We start from the raw sequence: 14814 nt of genomic DNA, 5'->3' as shown, positions 1-14814 counted from the left end.
AAAATGAATAAAAAAAACAATAGTTCAATTTTGAGTTTTATCGAAAATTTTGGTAACAAATTGCCAAATCCAACTATGCTTTTTATCTATCTTTCGATTATTACGATAATAATATCGTTTGTGCTAGAAAAGATGGGCGTTGGTGTAAGCTATCAGGCTATCAAAGACGGACAAATATCACAGCTTAATGCAAATGTTATAAATTTGCTTTCTGCTGATAGCCTTAGATCTTTTGTTTCGTCTGTGCTTAAAAATTTTACTAATTTTTATCCTTTGGGAGTAGTCTTTGCGATTATTCTAGGTATTGGTATCGCAGACAAGTCTGGACTTTTGTCAGCACTTATGACAAAGATTGCCTTAAAATCTTCCAAAATATGGGTAACTCCAATCGTTATTTTCCTTGGCGTAATGTCAAATGTTGCTTCCTCGGTTGGCTATGTTGTGCTAATCCCGCTCGGAGCTATTTTATTTGCTGGATTTGGTCGCCATCCAATTGCTGGACTAGCTGCTGCTTTTGCTGGTGTTAGCGGTGGCTGGTCGGCAAATTTATTAATCGGTACAAATGACCCTATGTTTGCGGCATTTTCTATGCAAGCAGCTAGCGTGTTAAATCCAGATTATGTAGTATTAGCAACTGCAAATTGGTATTTTATGATCGTTTCGACATTTTTGATCGTATTTGTTGGCTGGTTTGTAACGGATAAAATCGTAGAGCCTAGGCTTGGCAAATTTGATTTTTTGGGTGATTTTAGCCTAAAAGAGCATAGCGAGATAAGTGCAGAGCAAAAACGTGGCTTAAAATTTTCGCTAATAGCATTGATCGTTTTTGTGATTTTATTGCTTGTGGCTATTTTGCCTTCAGGCTCTTTATTTGGAGCAAAAGGCAATGAAAGCTTTATGAAATCTACTTTTATGCATTCTATTGTTGTTTTTATGATGTTGCTTTTTATAGTAGTAGGCGTAGCTTACGGTGTAGGCGCCAGGAGTATAAAAAGCAGTAATGACGCCATAAAATTTATGGAACAATCTATTTCTGAGCTATCAGGATTTTTGGTTTTGATATTTTTTGCAGCCCAATTTACATATCTTTTTAATACCTCAAATATTGGGCTAGTGCTTTCTATAAAAGGTTCTATTTTTCTAAAAGAGGTCGGATTAACTGGACTTAGTCTTATTATAGTTTTTATTTTTTTGATCGCTTTTATAAATTTATTTATAGCTGTTGATTCTGCAAAGTGGGCGATGATGGCTCCGATTTTTGTACCAATGTTTATGAATCTTGGACTCTCGCCAGAGCTTACACAGGCTGCTTTTAGAATAGGCGACTCTACTACAAATATCATAACGCCTTTGATGCCATTTTTTGTTTTGATAGTAGCTTTTATGCAAAAATACAATAAAGAGTTAAAAATCGGATCAGTTGTTTCTATTATGCTTCCTTATACGGTTGCATTTTTAATTTCTTGGACAGCACTAATGTCGTTTTGGTACATTTTTGATCTACCGCTAGGACCTGGTGCAGTTATACACTATGTAAAGTAAAATTTTAAAAGGAAAGCAATGACATTTTCACAAATAATATTAACCCTTCAAAACTATTGGCAAGAGCAAGGCTGCGTGATACTTCAACCATACGACATGCCAGCTGGTGCGGGCACATATCACCAAGCGACTTTTTTAAGAAGCCTCGGACCAAAGCCGTGGGCGACTGCATATGTAGCTCCAAGCCGCCGTCCTACTGATGGCAGATACGGCGAAAACCCAAACCGCCTAGGCGCTTATTATCAGTTTCAAGTACTCATAAAGCCAAGTCCAGAAAATATCCAAGAGCTTTATCTAAAAAGCCTTGAAAAGCTTGGGTTAAATTTAAAAGATCACGACATCCGCTTCGTCGAGGATAACTGGGAGAGCCCGACGCTAGGCGCTTGGGGACTTGGCTGGGAAGTCTGGCTAGATGGCATGGAAGTGACGCAGTTTACCTATTTTCAACAAGTGGGTGGCATCGCATGCGAGTTGATTTCTGGTGAGATAACATACGGCCTTGAGCGTTTGGCTATGTATCTACAAGATGTAAATAGTGTCTACGACATCGTTTGGGACGACAGGGATGGAAACATCGTAACCTATGCCGACGTTCACAAACAAGGTGAGTACGAGTGGAGCAAATACAACTTCGAAGTAGCAAACGTAGATATGCTTTTTAACCAGTTTGAAAACGCATTTAACGAGTGCAAGCGTTGCTTAGAGGCTAAAATTTCGCTCCCTGCGTATGATTATTGCATGCTTGCAGCTCATACATTTAACGTCCTTGATGCACGCGGAGCGATAAGTGTTACACAAAGGCAAGATTACATCTTAAAAATTCGAGAGCTTGCAAAAGAGTGTGCGCTAACTTATAAAGAGAGCCTAGAGCAAAAGTAAAATTTGATGAAAATAGCTGAAATTTATAAAATTTTAGATGAAATTTGCCCATTTGCGGGCCAAGAGCCTTGGGATAATAGTGGCCTACAAGTTGGCTCATTTGATAGCGAATTTGAGCGAATTTATCTAAGTCTTGATTTGGATAGCAAACTTTTGCAAAATGTCTTACCAAATTCGCTCATCATCACTCACCATCCACTCATTTTTAAGGGGCTAAAAAGTCTAGATTACAGCATTTATCCAAGCTCTCTCATAAGAAAGATGATGATAAAAAATATCTCGCTCATCTCGCTTCACACAAATGCTGACCTTGTATTTTTAAATGAAAAATTTGTAACGCAGGTTTTGGGGTTTGAAATTTCAAGCAAAGAGGGCTTTTTGATCTACGCTGATGTGAAGATGAAATTTAATGAGCTTTGCAAATTTGTAAAAGAGAAGCTTGGGCTAGAAAATTTAAGAGTGGTTCATGCAAAAGATAAAATTTCTAAAATTTGTATCTGCACTGGAAGTGGCGGAGATCTCATCCAAGATGTCAAAGCAGATGTCTTTTTAACGGGTGATCTAAAGTATCATCAAGCCCTTTATGCAAAGGAAAATGGGCTAAATTTAATCGATATAAATCACTATGAAAGTGAACGTTGTTTTGGTGATTTTTTAGCAAAATATTTGCAAAATCTGAAAATTGAAGTTATAATACGCAATTCCAAAAATCCATTTACATATTGCTAACAAAAAAGGAAACATTATGAATAAATACTTACAACAATTAGTTGAATTATCTGATCTTGATAAACAAATAGATGGCTTTATACCACGCATTCAGGATATAGAAAGGGCTTATAAAAATATAGAAGAAGAGTGCGAAACTATAACGGTTAATATAGAAAGACTAGATGAAGAGGTAAGTGACTTAAAATCTCAAAAATCAGGAACAAATGCTCATATAGCCGAGTTTAGTGCTAAGATAAAAGATGTGGCTAAAAAAAGCTCAAGCGCAAAAAATGAAAAGGAGATAAAAGCTCTAAGTCTTGAAGAAGATATTGCAAAAGAGCAACTTGAGGCTGCAAATGAGGAGATCGCTAGACTTGAGAAGCTAATAGATAGTAAAAATAGTCAAAAAGATGAGCTTGGTGCAAAAAAAGCTGAACTTGAAGAGAATTTAAAAAATATAAAAAGCAAAACTTCATCTGAGCTTGAAAATATCGGGAAAGAACGTGAAGAAGTTTATGCTAAAAAAGACAAGCTTATCGCCACTATGAATCAAAAAATTCTCGCATTTTATGAAAAAATTAGAAAATGGGCTCATAACACAGCCGTTGTTCCTGTAAAAAAACAAGCTTGTTATGGTTGTTTTATGCAGATAAATGACAAAACTTTCTCTGCTGTTATCAAGGGTGAAGATATCGTTACATGTCCGCATTGTGGCAGAATTTTATACAAACAAGAGCAATAACACATTTCGTGATAATAATATATTACTTTCTAGCCTCAATACTCTATCTCTTTGGGGCTATCTTTTTATTTTTTTTAAGTTTTAAAAAAAAGTATCATAAGTCGATTCCAGCACGTTTTTTTCTATTTAATAATCCTAAATTTCAAGATGCAGATGTGCATTTTCACGCTTGCTCGTTTGGCGAGATACAAGCGCTTAAACCTTTGATGCAAAAATTTGATAGCAAAGCCATAAGTGTAGTGACAAATACGGGCTTTGAAGCGGCAAGTAAAATTTGCTCTAACACGAGATTTTTGCCATTTGAAATTTTTTTACCATTTTGGCTAAAAAAGAGCAAAATTTTAGTTATTTTTGAGGCCGAGCTTTGGCTTATGCTAGTTTTCATGGCGAAGCTAAAGGGCAGCCGTGTGATCCTCATAAATGCAAGAATTTCAGATAGAAGCTACAAAAGTTATTTAAAATTTGATTTTTTTTATAGATATCTTTTTAAATTTATAGATAAGATTTACACCCAAAGTGAGCTTGATAAAGAGCGGTTAAAGTCGCTTGGTGCAGGTGAAATAGAGGTCGTTGGCAACATAAAGGCTGCGTTTTTGCCAAGTGTGAGTAAAATTTATGAAAAGCCAAAAGCTAGGGTAATCGTGCTGGCAAGTACTCACGCTGGCGAAGAAGAGATGATTTTGCAAAATTTAAATTTAAAAGAAAATGATCTTTTAATTATCGCACCACGCCATCCTGAGAGGTTTGTAGAGGTTGAGAAGATAGCAGGCGAATACGCTAAAAAGCATGATTTTGGCTTTGCTAAATTTAGCCAAACGCATAAATTTGAAGCTAAAGTAAATTTACTTGACACTTTGGGCGAGCTTGTAAATGTCTATGCCATTAGTGATGTAGTCGTGCTTGGAGGCAGTTTTGTACCAAATATCGGTGGGCATAATCCAATCGAGTGCGCACAATTTAACCCAGTAATAATAAGCGGTGAGTTTATATTTAACCAAAAGGCGTTATTTAGCCTAGTTGAAAACATCTACATCGCAAAAGCCAGCGAGATTGGCGGTATAATAGATAGTGGTGCCAAAAAGAGTAAGATCACTGTGCAAGCAAGCTCTGATGCGATCATAGAAGATATAAGGAACACTTTATGAGTGAAGAAAAAGCGTATAAAATTTTAGCTAAACAAAAAAACATCTCAAATAACGAGGCAAAGGAGCTAATAGATAGCGGCCTTGTCTATGCCAAGGGGCAAAAGGTGATGATCGCTCGCGCGCTAATGAGTGAAAACACCAAATTTAGCGTTGAAGAGATGCCAAAGCCAAGTATTATCTTTGAAGATGAAAATTTAATAGCCATAAACAAGCCTGCTACCATAACTAGCGAAAAAATCAGTCAAATTTATAAATTTCCACTTCTTCATAGACTTGATAAAGACACAAGCGGCGTGTTGCTTCTTGTAAAAAATGATGAATTCGCAATGCTTGCGATAAATGAGTTTAAAAAGATGAAGGTTGAGAAAATTTATGTGGCCGCAGTTAGAGGTATCATGAGCGAGGAAGTGGTCGTAAATGAGCCGATCTTGACGATAAAAAATAAAAATGGCGCTTTTTCAAAGATATCAAAAGAGGGCAAAGAGGCGATCAGCAAAATTTCACCACTCATGGTTGTAGGCAAAAAAACGCTTGTAAAAGTTGCCATAAAAACAGGCAGGACACATCAGATAAGAGTGCATTTGGCTAGCTTAAATTTACCTATCATTGGTGATGAGAAATACGGCAAAAATAGGGCAAATAGAATGTTTTTGCATGCCTATTCTATTGCTCTTTTAAACTATAAATTTAAAGCGCCGATCCCAAGAGAATTTAACTCTCTTGGATTTGAGCTATCTAATAAATTTGAAATTTAAAGAGCAATAAAGAAATTATTTAGTAATATACGCCCTTTAATAACAACTTAGAAAGGTGATTAGTGTTCGAACAAATTAGCGAGTCTTTTAGATTAGCTGTTAGCAAGATACGTTTTGTAGATGACGAAAAAGCTCTAAAAAACGCACTTGACGTGCTCAAAAAAGCTCTTTTAAAAGCTGATGTTCACCATAAAGTCACCAAAGATCTACTCGCGTCTATCGAAAGCGAGTTAAAGCAAACTGGCGTTGGTCAAAAGAATTTCCTAGATGCGGTCAAATCAAATTTGACGACCATTTTAACAGCTCCTGGTAACCAAGGCTTTGTCTATGCGCCAGTTGCACCAACTATTGTTTTGATGGCTGGCTTACAAGGTAGCGGTAAAACAACGACAACTATTAAGCTTGCAAACTATCTAAAGTTAAGAAAGAAAAAAGTTTTAGTTGCGGCTTGTGATTTGCAAAGATTGGCGGCAGTTGAGCAGCTAAGACAGCTCTGTGTTGCAAATGAGATTGATCTTTTCTTTATAGAAAATGAACATAACCCAATAAAAGTAGCAAAAGAAGCATTAGAAAAAGCAAAAATTGGTCTTTACGATGTGCTTTTAGTGGATACCGCTGGTCGTCTTGCGATTGATGAAAAGTTGATGCAAGAGATAAAAGATGTAAAAAATGCTATAAATCCACATGAAATTTTTTACGTAGCTGATGCTATGAGTGGTCAAGATGCTGTAAAAACAGCTACAAGTTTTAATGAAATTTTAGGAATTTCTGGAGTTATCCTTTCTAAATTTGATTCTGACTCGAAGGGTGGCGTAGCTATTAGTATTGCAAAACAGCTAAATATTCCACTTAGATTTGTCGGTACTGGCGAGAAAGTAGCTGATATTGAGAGTTTTATACCAGATCGTATTGTAAGTCGTATAATGGGTGAGGGTGACTTGGCCACTTTGGTTGAGAAAACATCGACAATTATTGATGAAAAAGAGGCAAAACGTCTAAATCAAAAGATAAAAAAAGGTCAGTTTAACTTTAATGACTTTTTAGATCAAATGGAAAGCGTTAAAAAGCTTGGTAGTATGAAGTCTTTAATGGGGATGATACCTGGTCTTTCAAATATTGCAAATCAGATAAAAGATATAGATCTTGATAATTCAAAAGAAATTTTGCATATTAAGGCTATGATAAACTCTATGACACAAAAAGAGCGTGAAAACCCAGACCTTTTAAATAATAGTAGAAAAAGACGTTTAGCGGCTGGTTCTGGACTTTCTCAGGTAGAAGTAAATCGTTTTTTAAAGCAGTTTGAAAATGCCTCAAAACTTGCTAAGAAATTTTCAGGAAAAGGTGGAGCAAAAGGACTTGCAAATATGCTTTCTCAAGCAAATTTAAAAAGACCTGTTTGATAAAAGGGTTTAAATTTGGATATTTGTTATCTAAATTTAAGCTTTATTTAAAAACAAGAGGAGAAATATAATATGGCAACAGTAGTAAGACTAACAAGAATGGGACGTAAGAAAAGACCTTTTTATCGTATAGTTGTTACAGATAGCAGAAAAAGACGTGATAGTGGCTGGATAGAAAGTATTGGCTATTACAATCCTATGGTTGAGCCAAATGTTATAAATTTCAACAAAGAGAGATTAGATTACTGGAAAAGCGTTGGTGCTAAACTTAGCGATAGAGTTGTACAAATTACAAAATAATGGTTAAAAATTTTTTATACGAATATGCCAAGTTGATTGCCGATTTTCCTGATAAAGTAAGTGTTGATCGCAAGGAACTTGGTGAAAATTTTGCTGAGATAATCATAAGTGCTGATAAGGTTGATACGGGAAAACTTATCGGCAAAGATGGCAAAATGATAAACGCTATAAAGACCGTTATTATTGGTTGTAAAGCCAAAGATAATACAAGTTATAGGGTAACGGTAAAAGCTATTGAATAGTGATATTGTTGAAGTCGCTACCATCGGAAGATGTGTTGGTTTAAAGGGCTACTTAAAGCTTCACAATAAGAGCGACTTCCCAGAACAGTTTAAAAAAGGTGCAACCTTTTTTGACAAAAACAATGATCAGCTGACTATAAAAGACTATAATAGACAAAAAGAGCTGGTTTTATTTGAAAATTTTGATGACTTAGATCTTGCTAAAACGCTTGTAAATAAAACTATATATACCACAAAAGAGCTCACTAGAAAAAACTGCAAATTAAAAAAAAATGAATTTTTTCAGTTTGATATTATTGGCTTAAAAATTATAGAAAATGGTGAAATTTTGGGTATTGTAGAAGATATCCAAGATAATTTTGCAAATTCACTTTTATACATAAAAACTGATGAAGAGCTTACCTTAGGTGGTAAACCAAAGAATTTTTACATTCCATATTTAGAGCATTTTATTATAAGTGTAAATTTAGACAATGAAGAGATTTTGGTAAAAGGTGCTAGAGCTATTTTAGAAAATTCATGAAATTTACGTTTATTACACTTTTTGAAAATTTAGTTAAACCTTATTTTTGTGATTCTATTTTAAAACGTGCAATTGGTAATAAATTTATTGAAATTGATTTTATGAATCCAAGAAATTTTACTGAAGATAAACATAATAAAGTTGATGATTATATGATTGGAGGCGGAGCAGGACTTTTGATGTTTCCACAGCCTTTGGATGAGTCGATCAAATTTCTAAAAGAAAAAGATAAAAATGCTCATGTGATATTTTTAACGCCAGCTGGTAAAAAATTTAATCAAAATGATGCAAAGAGGCTTTCTAAAAAAGATCACATTTGTTTTGTTTGTAGTAGATATGAAGGTCTTGATGAACGAGTTGTTGAGCTTTGGGCAGATGAAGTTTTTTGCATAGGCGATTTTGTTTTAACTGGCGGAGAGCTTCCTGCGCTTTGTATAAGTGATGCAATATCAAGAAATATACCTGGAGTTTTAGGAAACGATATGAGCCTTGAAGTTGAGAGTTTTGAGGATAATTTGCTTGAAGCTCCATCTTTTACAAAGCCTGATAATTTTAGATCAATCTTTGTGGTTTCAGAGTTTTTAAAGGGTAACCATGCTAAAATCCACACTTTAAAAAATAAGATGGCTCACTGCAAAACAAGGTTCTTTCGCCCTGATTTATATCAAAAGCTTAAGCCACATAAATAAGGAAAAACATGAGAAATAAATACATTGAAGCATTTGAAAATGCTCAAATTGCTAGTAAAAATATTCCTGACTTCCGTGCAGGAGATACATTGCGTGTTGCTACTCGTATTCACGAAGGCGATAAAACTAGAATTCAAAATTTTGAAGGTATTTGTATAGCTAGACGTGGTAGCGGTACCGGCGAAACATTTATCATTAGAAAAATCGGTGCTAACAGTGTTGGTGTTGAGAGAATTTTTCCAATTTTTAGTGACTCAATCGAAGAAATAAAAGTTCTTAGAAAAGGTCGTGTTAGAAGAGCTAAATTATTCTATCTACGTGATCTTCGTGGTAAAGCTGCTAAAATCCGCGAACTTAGAAAGTAATCTTACTATCTGTCCTGAAGTCTATTCAGGACTTTTAATCTTCTTTTTAAATTTAATTTTTTTAATATTTTTTTTGTTTTTTAATATTAAAAAATCTATTTATTTTTATTGTTTTTACCGCTAGGCTATAAAAATTTAAAATATATAAAAAATTTCTATATAAAGTTTCAGATACCTTATATACTAAATTTATTTATTTTCTACTTCTTCTTATTTGTATACCAAAATAAAAAAACAACACAACAAAGAATTACTCCAAGCATTATTGATACAACTATCATAGTGGCATTTTTAGTTTCATTAAATGGTAAGCCTTGTGTATTCATGCCAAAAAACCCAGTTATCAGATTTAATGGCAGCATTACAGCTGATATCATTGTTAAAATGTAAATGTTTTGATTGATTTTGTCGTTTTTTATGCTTTGTATAAATGTATAAATATCATCGATTCTGCAGGCATATTCATTGGCCATTGTTCTAAAAACATTTGCCTCATGAGTACTATTTTTAAGCTCTTTTTTTAAATTTTGTTGCTCACTTTGGCAAATCGAAAGTGTCTCATAAAAGTGAGATATCTTGTTTTGAAATTTTCTAATCTCATATTTTAGAAAGTGGTGTCTTTTGATAAATTTGTTAAAGTTTTTTCGACTAGCATAAATTTTTTCATACTCATTTAGCTCATCTTGATGCTCTAAAATTTTATTTGCATATTCATTACATAGTTTTTTAAGAGCCGCTTCAAATTCGCTCTTATCGCATTCATGATCAAAGTCTTCTTTGTAAATTTTGCTATTTTTAAATAAAAATTTATAGCTTTGCTTTTGCGTGAAAGAAACAAGTAAAATATAGTCGTATTCATCGCCATAAAAATATCCACAAACTGAACTTTTATAGCTCATTTTTTACCCTTTTAGCATAAAAATTTTTCTTAAATTTGGCAAATTCGCTAGCCTCGATCGCCTCTCTCATCTCTTTCATTAAATTTAGATAGTAATGCAGGTTGTGAAGACTTGCTAGCCTAAAAAATGTGAGCTCTCTTGCCTTAAAAAGGTGATTTAGGTAGCCTCTGGAGTAGCGCTTGCAGGTATAGCACTGACACTGCGGGTCGATTGGCGTGTGGTCGTTTATAAATTTGGCTGATTTTATATTTATCTTGCCAAAGCTGGTAAAGAGTGTGCCGTTTCTTGCATTTCTTGTTGGCATGACGCAGTCAAACATATCAACGCCTCGCTCCACGTTTTCCACGAGATCTTCAGGTGTGCCAACGCCCATTAGATAACGCGGCCTTAGCTCATCCATAAATGGCATAACCGCCTCAACTGTGTCATACATCGCCTCGTTGCTCTCACCAACGCTTAGACCTCCTATCGCAAGGCCATCAAATGGCAACTCATTTAAAGCTTCGGCGCAAAATTTACGCGCATTATAATCAGTACCTCCTTGAACGATGCCAAAGATATTTTGCTCTAAGCCAATACCCTTGCTTTGCATAAATTTATGGTAATCAATCGCCTCTTTTGCCCATTTTATCGTTCGTTTTATGCTTAGATCGATCCTCTTTGGCTCAGCAGGTAAGGCGACTAGATCATCAAGTATCATCATGATGTCGCTACCTAGATCGTACTGTGTGTCAAGGACGGATCTTGGCGTAAAATAGTGCGTGCTGCCGTCGATATGGCTTTTAAATTTTATCCCTCCATCGTCGTTTTTGGTATTTGATCTAAGTGAAAACGCCTGAAATCCACCGCTATCAGTTAAAAACGAGCGCTCAAATTTAGAAAATCCATGAAGTCCACCAAACTCGCGCACGACCTTGCTACCAGGACGCAAGTACATATGATATGTGTTTGCTAGAATGATCTTTGCGTCTAAAATTTCACTCATATCAAAGGCGTCTAAGCTTTTAACCGCGCCAACCGTGCCAACTGGCATGAAAACTGGCGTTTGTATAACGCTATGGGCAGTTGTTAGGATACCACGTCTTGCATTTCCATCTTTTTTTATAACTTCAAATTTCATCTAAATCCTTAAAATTTTTGATTTTTTATTTTAACAAAATTTATAATATAATCCAGAAATTTTAAGGCAAAGGAACTTTTTGCAAAATAAAAATGATGTCATTTTTGTAGCGGCAAATGGCACTCAGACTATAAAATTTATAGGTGAGTTTAGCTACAAAGACGCAAAAAATTTACAAAGCATTTTTAAAAAAATCCAAAAACTTAGCGGCAATGTTAAATTTGATTTTAGTGAGCTAAAAAGCATTGATTACGCTGTTTTGATACTTTTAAGAAATGCGCTAAATGGTAAGAAATTTGAGATCATTACAAATGATGAGAAGATAAAGGCAATGGGCGATCTTTTAAATGATGAAAAGATTGATTTTAACTACATGCCGCCGCACAATAGTCTAAATTTCTTCTCACGACTCGGTGAAAAAATCTGTGAAGGTTTTGTAAATTTAGCTGAGTTTGGCACGTTCTTGGGCGAATTTTTAATAAAAAGCATAAAAATTTTATTTAATCCAGCCAGTCTTAGATTTAGAGAATTTAGTAACTATATAAAAGATGGCGGCGTAAATGCCGTTTTTATCGTTTCACTCACCGCTTTTTTGATAGGTGTTGTGCTTGCCTATCTTGGTAGTGCGATGCTTGCAAGCTTTGGGGCAAGTATATTTATAGTCGAGATCATGGGCATGCTAACGCTTAGAGAGGTCGCTCCGCTCATCGCCGCTATCGTCGTGGCGGGCAGGTCAGCCTCCAGTTTTACCGCGCAAATTGGCGCTATGAAGCTAACTGAAGAGATAGACGCGATGAAGACGATGGGCTTTGAGCCCTTTAACTTCTTGGTGCTGCCGCGCATCATCGCCATGGTGCTTTGCGTACCTGTCATCATCTTTATAGCTGATAGCATAAGCATTTTAGGGCAGATGATCATTTGCCAAACTATTCTTGATATCAGCTTTAGCGACTATCTCAATAGATTTCGCGAGATGGTTGAGCTTAGGCACTTTGCTGTTGGTATGATAAAGGCTCCATTTTTTGGCGCGGTGATAGCGATCATTGGGTGCATGAGGGGATTTGGCGTTAGTCAAAACGCCCAAAGCCTTGGAGCGATGACAACCGTTAGCGTTGTAAATGCGATATTTTGGGTCATTGCGCTTGATGCATTTTTCGCGATAATTTTTATGTGGCTAAAGATATGAACGAGATAATAGTTGGAAAAAACATAACGACAAGTTATGGCGACAAGATAATGCACGATAATGTGAGCTGGAGCGTCAAAGAGGCTGAAATTTACGGCTTCTTAGGCGGCAGTGGCACTGGCAAAACGACGCTTATGAAGACGATGATATATCTAAAAAAGCCAAGCGAGGGCGATATATTTTTTGATGGCGTCAATATGTGGAAAAGTAGTCAAGAGAAGCAGCAAGAGATCAAGCTAAAAAGTGGGACGATGTTTCAATTTGGCGCACTTTATAGCTCGATGACGATCCTTGACAATGTGGGCGTTTTGCTTCATGAGTACTCTAAATTTAACAAACGTCAGATCGATGAGATAGCGATGTTTTGGATACAAAAAGTGGGGCTAAAAAAAGAGGTCTCTATGCTCTATCCAAGTGAGCTAAGTGGAGGTATGAAAAAGCGTGCTGCGCTAGCAAGAGCCTTGGTGCTAAGCCCTAGGGTGCTATTTTTAGATGAGCCAAATAGTGGCCTTGATCCTGTTAGCTCACGCCAGATGGACGCACTTATAAAAGAGCTTCGTGATAGCATCGGCGTAACTGTCGTCATGGTGACGCATGATGCGGATAGTATTTTTGATATTTTGGATAGATTTTTGATAATAGATAATAAAAAAATAGCCTTTGAGGGAAATATAAAAGAGCTTGAATATCTTAAAAACAACCCACTTGAAGAGCTATTTAAAATGAGGAAAAAGTAGATGGAAAATAGAAATTCTTATACTATTGTTGGCATGTTTTTTATGGCTTGCCTTACAGCATTTGCGATATTTATCTGGTGGATGACTAGTAAAAATAATACAAAGGTTGATTTTAAAGAGTACTACATCCACACGACTGAGCTGCCAAGCGGTCTAAAGGTTGATTCTACAGTTAAATTTATCGGTGTGCCAGCTGGAAGTGTTAGTGATATAAATTTTGTCGATGATAAAAACGCTCTTATAAACATCACAATGAAAATTAGAGAAGATCTGCCGATAAAGGCCGATAGCGTGGCAAGTATAGAAGTTCAGGCTATTAGCGGCGTTGCTAGTATCAATATAAGCCGTGGTACAAAAGACTTTGCATCAGGTCAAAAGCCTATCTTGCAGCTTGAAGAGAGCCTCTTTTCAAAGCTTGGAAACAACGCTGAAAACATCACCTTAAAGATAAATCAAACACTTGATAAAGTCGATAACTTTTTCTCGCCTGAAAATATCGCTCACGTAGAGTCAGTCCTTAAAAATATTGATAAATTTACACAAGTTTTAACAGACGAAGAGGGATTAAGCGAGGTTGATAGTATCGTTAAAAATGTAAAAAATTTTACAGATACTTTAAACAAAACCGATACAAAAGAACTGGTTAAAAATTTAAATAGACTAATTTCAAATGCGAACCAAGTTTTTGTATCGGCAAATTCGGCTATCACCGGATATAATTCGCTGCAAGAGCTCATCACAAAAAAGGCTAAAGATGGTGAATACGACCTTAGAAATACGGTTGGGCCGTTATTAAGAGAAGCGAGTGATTTTTTAAATGGATTTGACAAGACGCTTCGTGAATTTAGAGGCGCGCTTCAAAGACTTGAAGATAATCCTTACGAGTTTTTCTTCACAAATCCAGTGCCAAATGACAAAGGAGATAAAAAATGAGAAATTTAATCTTTCTAACGGCTACGCTTTTATTTCTTGGCTGCTCGCTAAAGACGGATGTGCCAGTTGCAACGATGTATGAAATTCACTATTCAAATAAGGCTTGCTCAGCTGAAAACAAGCAAAAAGAGCTAAAAAATGTCTTCATCGAAAATGTAAGCGCTCTTGATATGGTCGATACTAGAAAAATTTTGATCGTAGCTGAAAATAATAAAATCAGATACCTAAGCGACGCTAAATTTGTATCTGAGCCAAGCGAAATGGTTTATAAATCGCTTGTAAAAGGGCTTTATTCAAACTGTGCTGCTAAGCCGATATTTTCGCCAAATGCAAAAGATCTTAGACTAAAAGTAAGCATCATCTCTCTTCAAATAAGAGGCGATAAAGCCGAAGTCTCGCTAGCTTACGAGCTGTTTAATGCAAACACTTCGCTAAAATCAGGCATGATCACAAAAGAAATTTTTTGTCCAGATCCAAGCTCAAGTACTATTTTTGATACGATAAATAAGGCTACAAATTTAGCAATCGATACACTAATCTCTGAAATAATTTCTTAAATTTTCTTGGCTGTAAATTTCTAAATTTATAGCCAAAATAGCTTATTTTAAAGACCTTTTGTTATAATGTGAGCTTTAAAATACGG

18 protein-coding genes are annotated in these 14814 nt (G+C 35.6%); 16 read left to right on the top strand and 2 right to left on the bottom strand.

Annotation, left to right across the window (positions count from 1 at the left end):
- Positions 1-3: 3 nt before the first annotated feature.
- From ATCC51562_RS01500 to rplS, 12 genes are all read left to right on the top strand, one after another.
- The gene (locus ATCC51562_RS01500; RefSeq protein ID WP_021091050.1) at positions 4-1542 is read left to right on the top strand and encodes an AbgT family transporter; all 1539 of its coding nucleotides are present in this window, start codon (positions 4-6) and stop codon (positions 1540-1542) included.
- 18 nt (positions 1543-1560) lie between these two features.
- Positions 1561-2421 carry a glycine--tRNA ligase subunit alpha gene (gene glyQ, locus ATCC51562_RS01495; RefSeq protein WP_021090594.1) on the top strand — a complete coding sequence of 287 codons (861 nt, stop codon included), beginning with the start codon at positions 1561-1563 and terminating at the stop codon, positions 2419-2421.
- Between the two features lie 6 nt (positions 2422-2427).
- Positions 2428-3150: a Nif3-like dinuclear metal center hexameric protein gene (locus ATCC51562_RS01490; RefSeq protein WP_021090704.1), complete on the top strand. Its 723-nt coding sequence runs from the start codon at positions 2428-2430 to the stop codon at positions 3148-3150.
- Positions 3151-3166: 16 nt separating this feature from the next.
- Positions 3167-3874 carry a zinc ribbon domain-containing protein gene (locus ATCC51562_RS01485; protein WP_021091065.1) on the top strand — a complete coding sequence of 236 codons (708 nt, stop codon included), beginning with the start codon at positions 3167-3169 and terminating at the stop codon, positions 3872-3874.
- A gap of 8 nt (positions 3875-3882) precedes the next feature.
- Positions 3883-5019 carry a lipid IV(A) 3-deoxy-D-manno-octulosonic acid transferase gene (gene waaA, locus ATCC51562_RS01480; protein ID WP_035167300.1) on the top strand — a complete coding sequence of 379 codons (1137 nt, stop codon included), beginning with the start codon at positions 3883-3885 and terminating at the stop codon, positions 5017-5019.
- Positions 5016-5774, top strand: coding sequence for an RluA family pseudouridine synthase (locus ATCC51562_RS01475; RefSeq protein WP_021090932.1), 759 nt, complete (start codon positions 5016-5018; stop codon positions 5772-5774). Before waaA ends, ATCC51562_RS01475 begins: the two co-directional genes overlap by 4 nt.
- A 62-nt stretch (positions 5775-5836) precedes the next feature.
- The gene (ffh, locus tag ATCC51562_RS01470; RefSeq protein WP_021090977.1) at positions 5837-7177 is read left to right on the top strand and encodes a signal recognition particle protein; all 1341 of its coding nucleotides are present in this window, start codon (positions 5837-5839) and stop codon (positions 7175-7177) included.
- A gap of 72 nt (positions 7178-7249) precedes the next feature.
- On the top strand, positions 7250-7477 hold the full coding sequence (rpsP, locus tag ATCC51562_RS01465) for a 30S ribosomal protein S16 (protein ID WP_021090829.1): 228 nt from the start codon (positions 7250-7252) through the stop codon (positions 7475-7477).
- Positions 7477-7719 (top strand): KH domain-containing protein, encoded by a 243-nt coding sequence (locus ATCC51562_RS01460; RefSeq protein WP_021091005.1) that lies wholly within the window; start codon positions 7477-7479, stop codon positions 7717-7719. Before rpsP ends, ATCC51562_RS01460 begins: the two co-directional genes overlap by 1 nt.
- Positions 7712-8242 carry a ribosome maturation factor RimM gene (gene rimM / locus ATCC51562_RS01455; RefSeq protein WP_021090608.1) on the top strand — a complete coding sequence of 177 codons (531 nt, stop codon included), beginning with the start codon at positions 7712-7714 and terminating at the stop codon, positions 8240-8242. The genes ATCC51562_RS01460 and rimM overlap by 8 nt, the downstream gene beginning before the upstream one ends.
- A complete protein-coding gene (gene trmD, locus ATCC51562_RS01450) occupies positions 8239-8931 on the top strand; it encodes a tRNA (guanosine(37)-N1)-methyltransferase TrmD (protein ID WP_021090600.1) in 693 nt (230 codons plus the stop codon). Before rimM ends, trmD begins: the two co-directional genes overlap by 4 nt.
- Positions 8932-8939: 8 nt before the next feature.
- Positions 8940-9296, top strand: coding sequence for a 50S ribosomal protein L19 (gene rplS / locus ATCC51562_RS01445; protein ID WP_021090978.1), 357 nt, complete (start codon positions 8940-8942; stop codon positions 9294-9296).
- 200 nt (positions 9297-9496) lie between these two features.
- On the opposite strand, the gene ATCC51562_RS01440 is transcribed toward rplS, so the two are convergent.
- Both ATCC51562_RS01440 and tgt read right to left on the bottom strand, forming a co-directional pair.
- Positions 9497-10195: a CorA family divalent cation transporter gene (locus tag ATCC51562_RS01440; protein ID WP_021090783.1), complete on the bottom strand. Its 699-nt coding sequence runs from the start codon at positions 10193-10195 to the stop codon at positions 9497-9499.
- Complete coding sequence (tgt, locus tag ATCC51562_RS01435) at positions 10185-11315, bottom strand: tRNA guanosine(34) transglycosylase Tgt (protein ID WP_021091017.1); 1131 nt, start codon at positions 11313-11315, stop codon at positions 10185-10187. Before tgt ends, ATCC51562_RS01440 begins: the two co-directional genes overlap by 11 nt.
- A gap of 79 nt (positions 11316-11394) precedes the next feature.
- On the opposite strand from tgt, the gene ATCC51562_RS01430 reads away from it, so the two are divergent.
- From ATCC51562_RS01430 to ATCC51562_RS01415, 4 genes are read left to right on the top strand one after another with little or no spacing between them, the layout of a single operon-like run.
- Positions 11395-12501, top strand: coding sequence for an MlaE family ABC transporter permease (locus ATCC51562_RS01430; RefSeq protein WP_021090715.1), 1107 nt, complete (start codon positions 11395-11397; stop codon positions 12499-12501).
- Positions 12498-13238 (top strand): ABC transporter ATP-binding protein, encoded by a 741-nt coding sequence (locus ATCC51562_RS01425; RefSeq protein ID WP_021090595.1) that lies wholly within the window; start codon positions 12498-12500, stop codon positions 13236-13238. The genes ATCC51562_RS01430 and ATCC51562_RS01425 overlap by 4 nt, the downstream gene beginning before the upstream one ends.
- Complete coding sequence (locus tag ATCC51562_RS01420) at positions 13239-14171, top strand: MlaD family protein (RefSeq protein WP_021090581.1); 933 nt, start codon at positions 13239-13241, stop codon at positions 14169-14171. It begins immediately after the preceding gene.
- A complete protein-coding gene (locus ATCC51562_RS01415; RefSeq protein WP_021090524.1) occupies positions 14168-14728 on the top strand; it encodes an ABC-type transport auxiliary lipoprotein family protein in 561 nt (186 codons plus the stop codon). Before ATCC51562_RS01420 ends, ATCC51562_RS01415 begins: the two co-directional genes overlap by 4 nt.
- Positions 14729-14814: the final 86 nt, after the last annotated feature.

The organism is Campylobacter concisus ATCC 51562 (assembly GCF_000466745.1).
Taxonomy (GTDB): domain Bacteria; phylum Campylobacterota; class Campylobacteria; order Campylobacterales; family Campylobacteraceae; genus Campylobacter_A; species Campylobacter_A concisus_B.
Note: the sequence above shows the minus strand (reverse complement) of the source record. Positions and strands in the feature narration are given on the sequence as shown.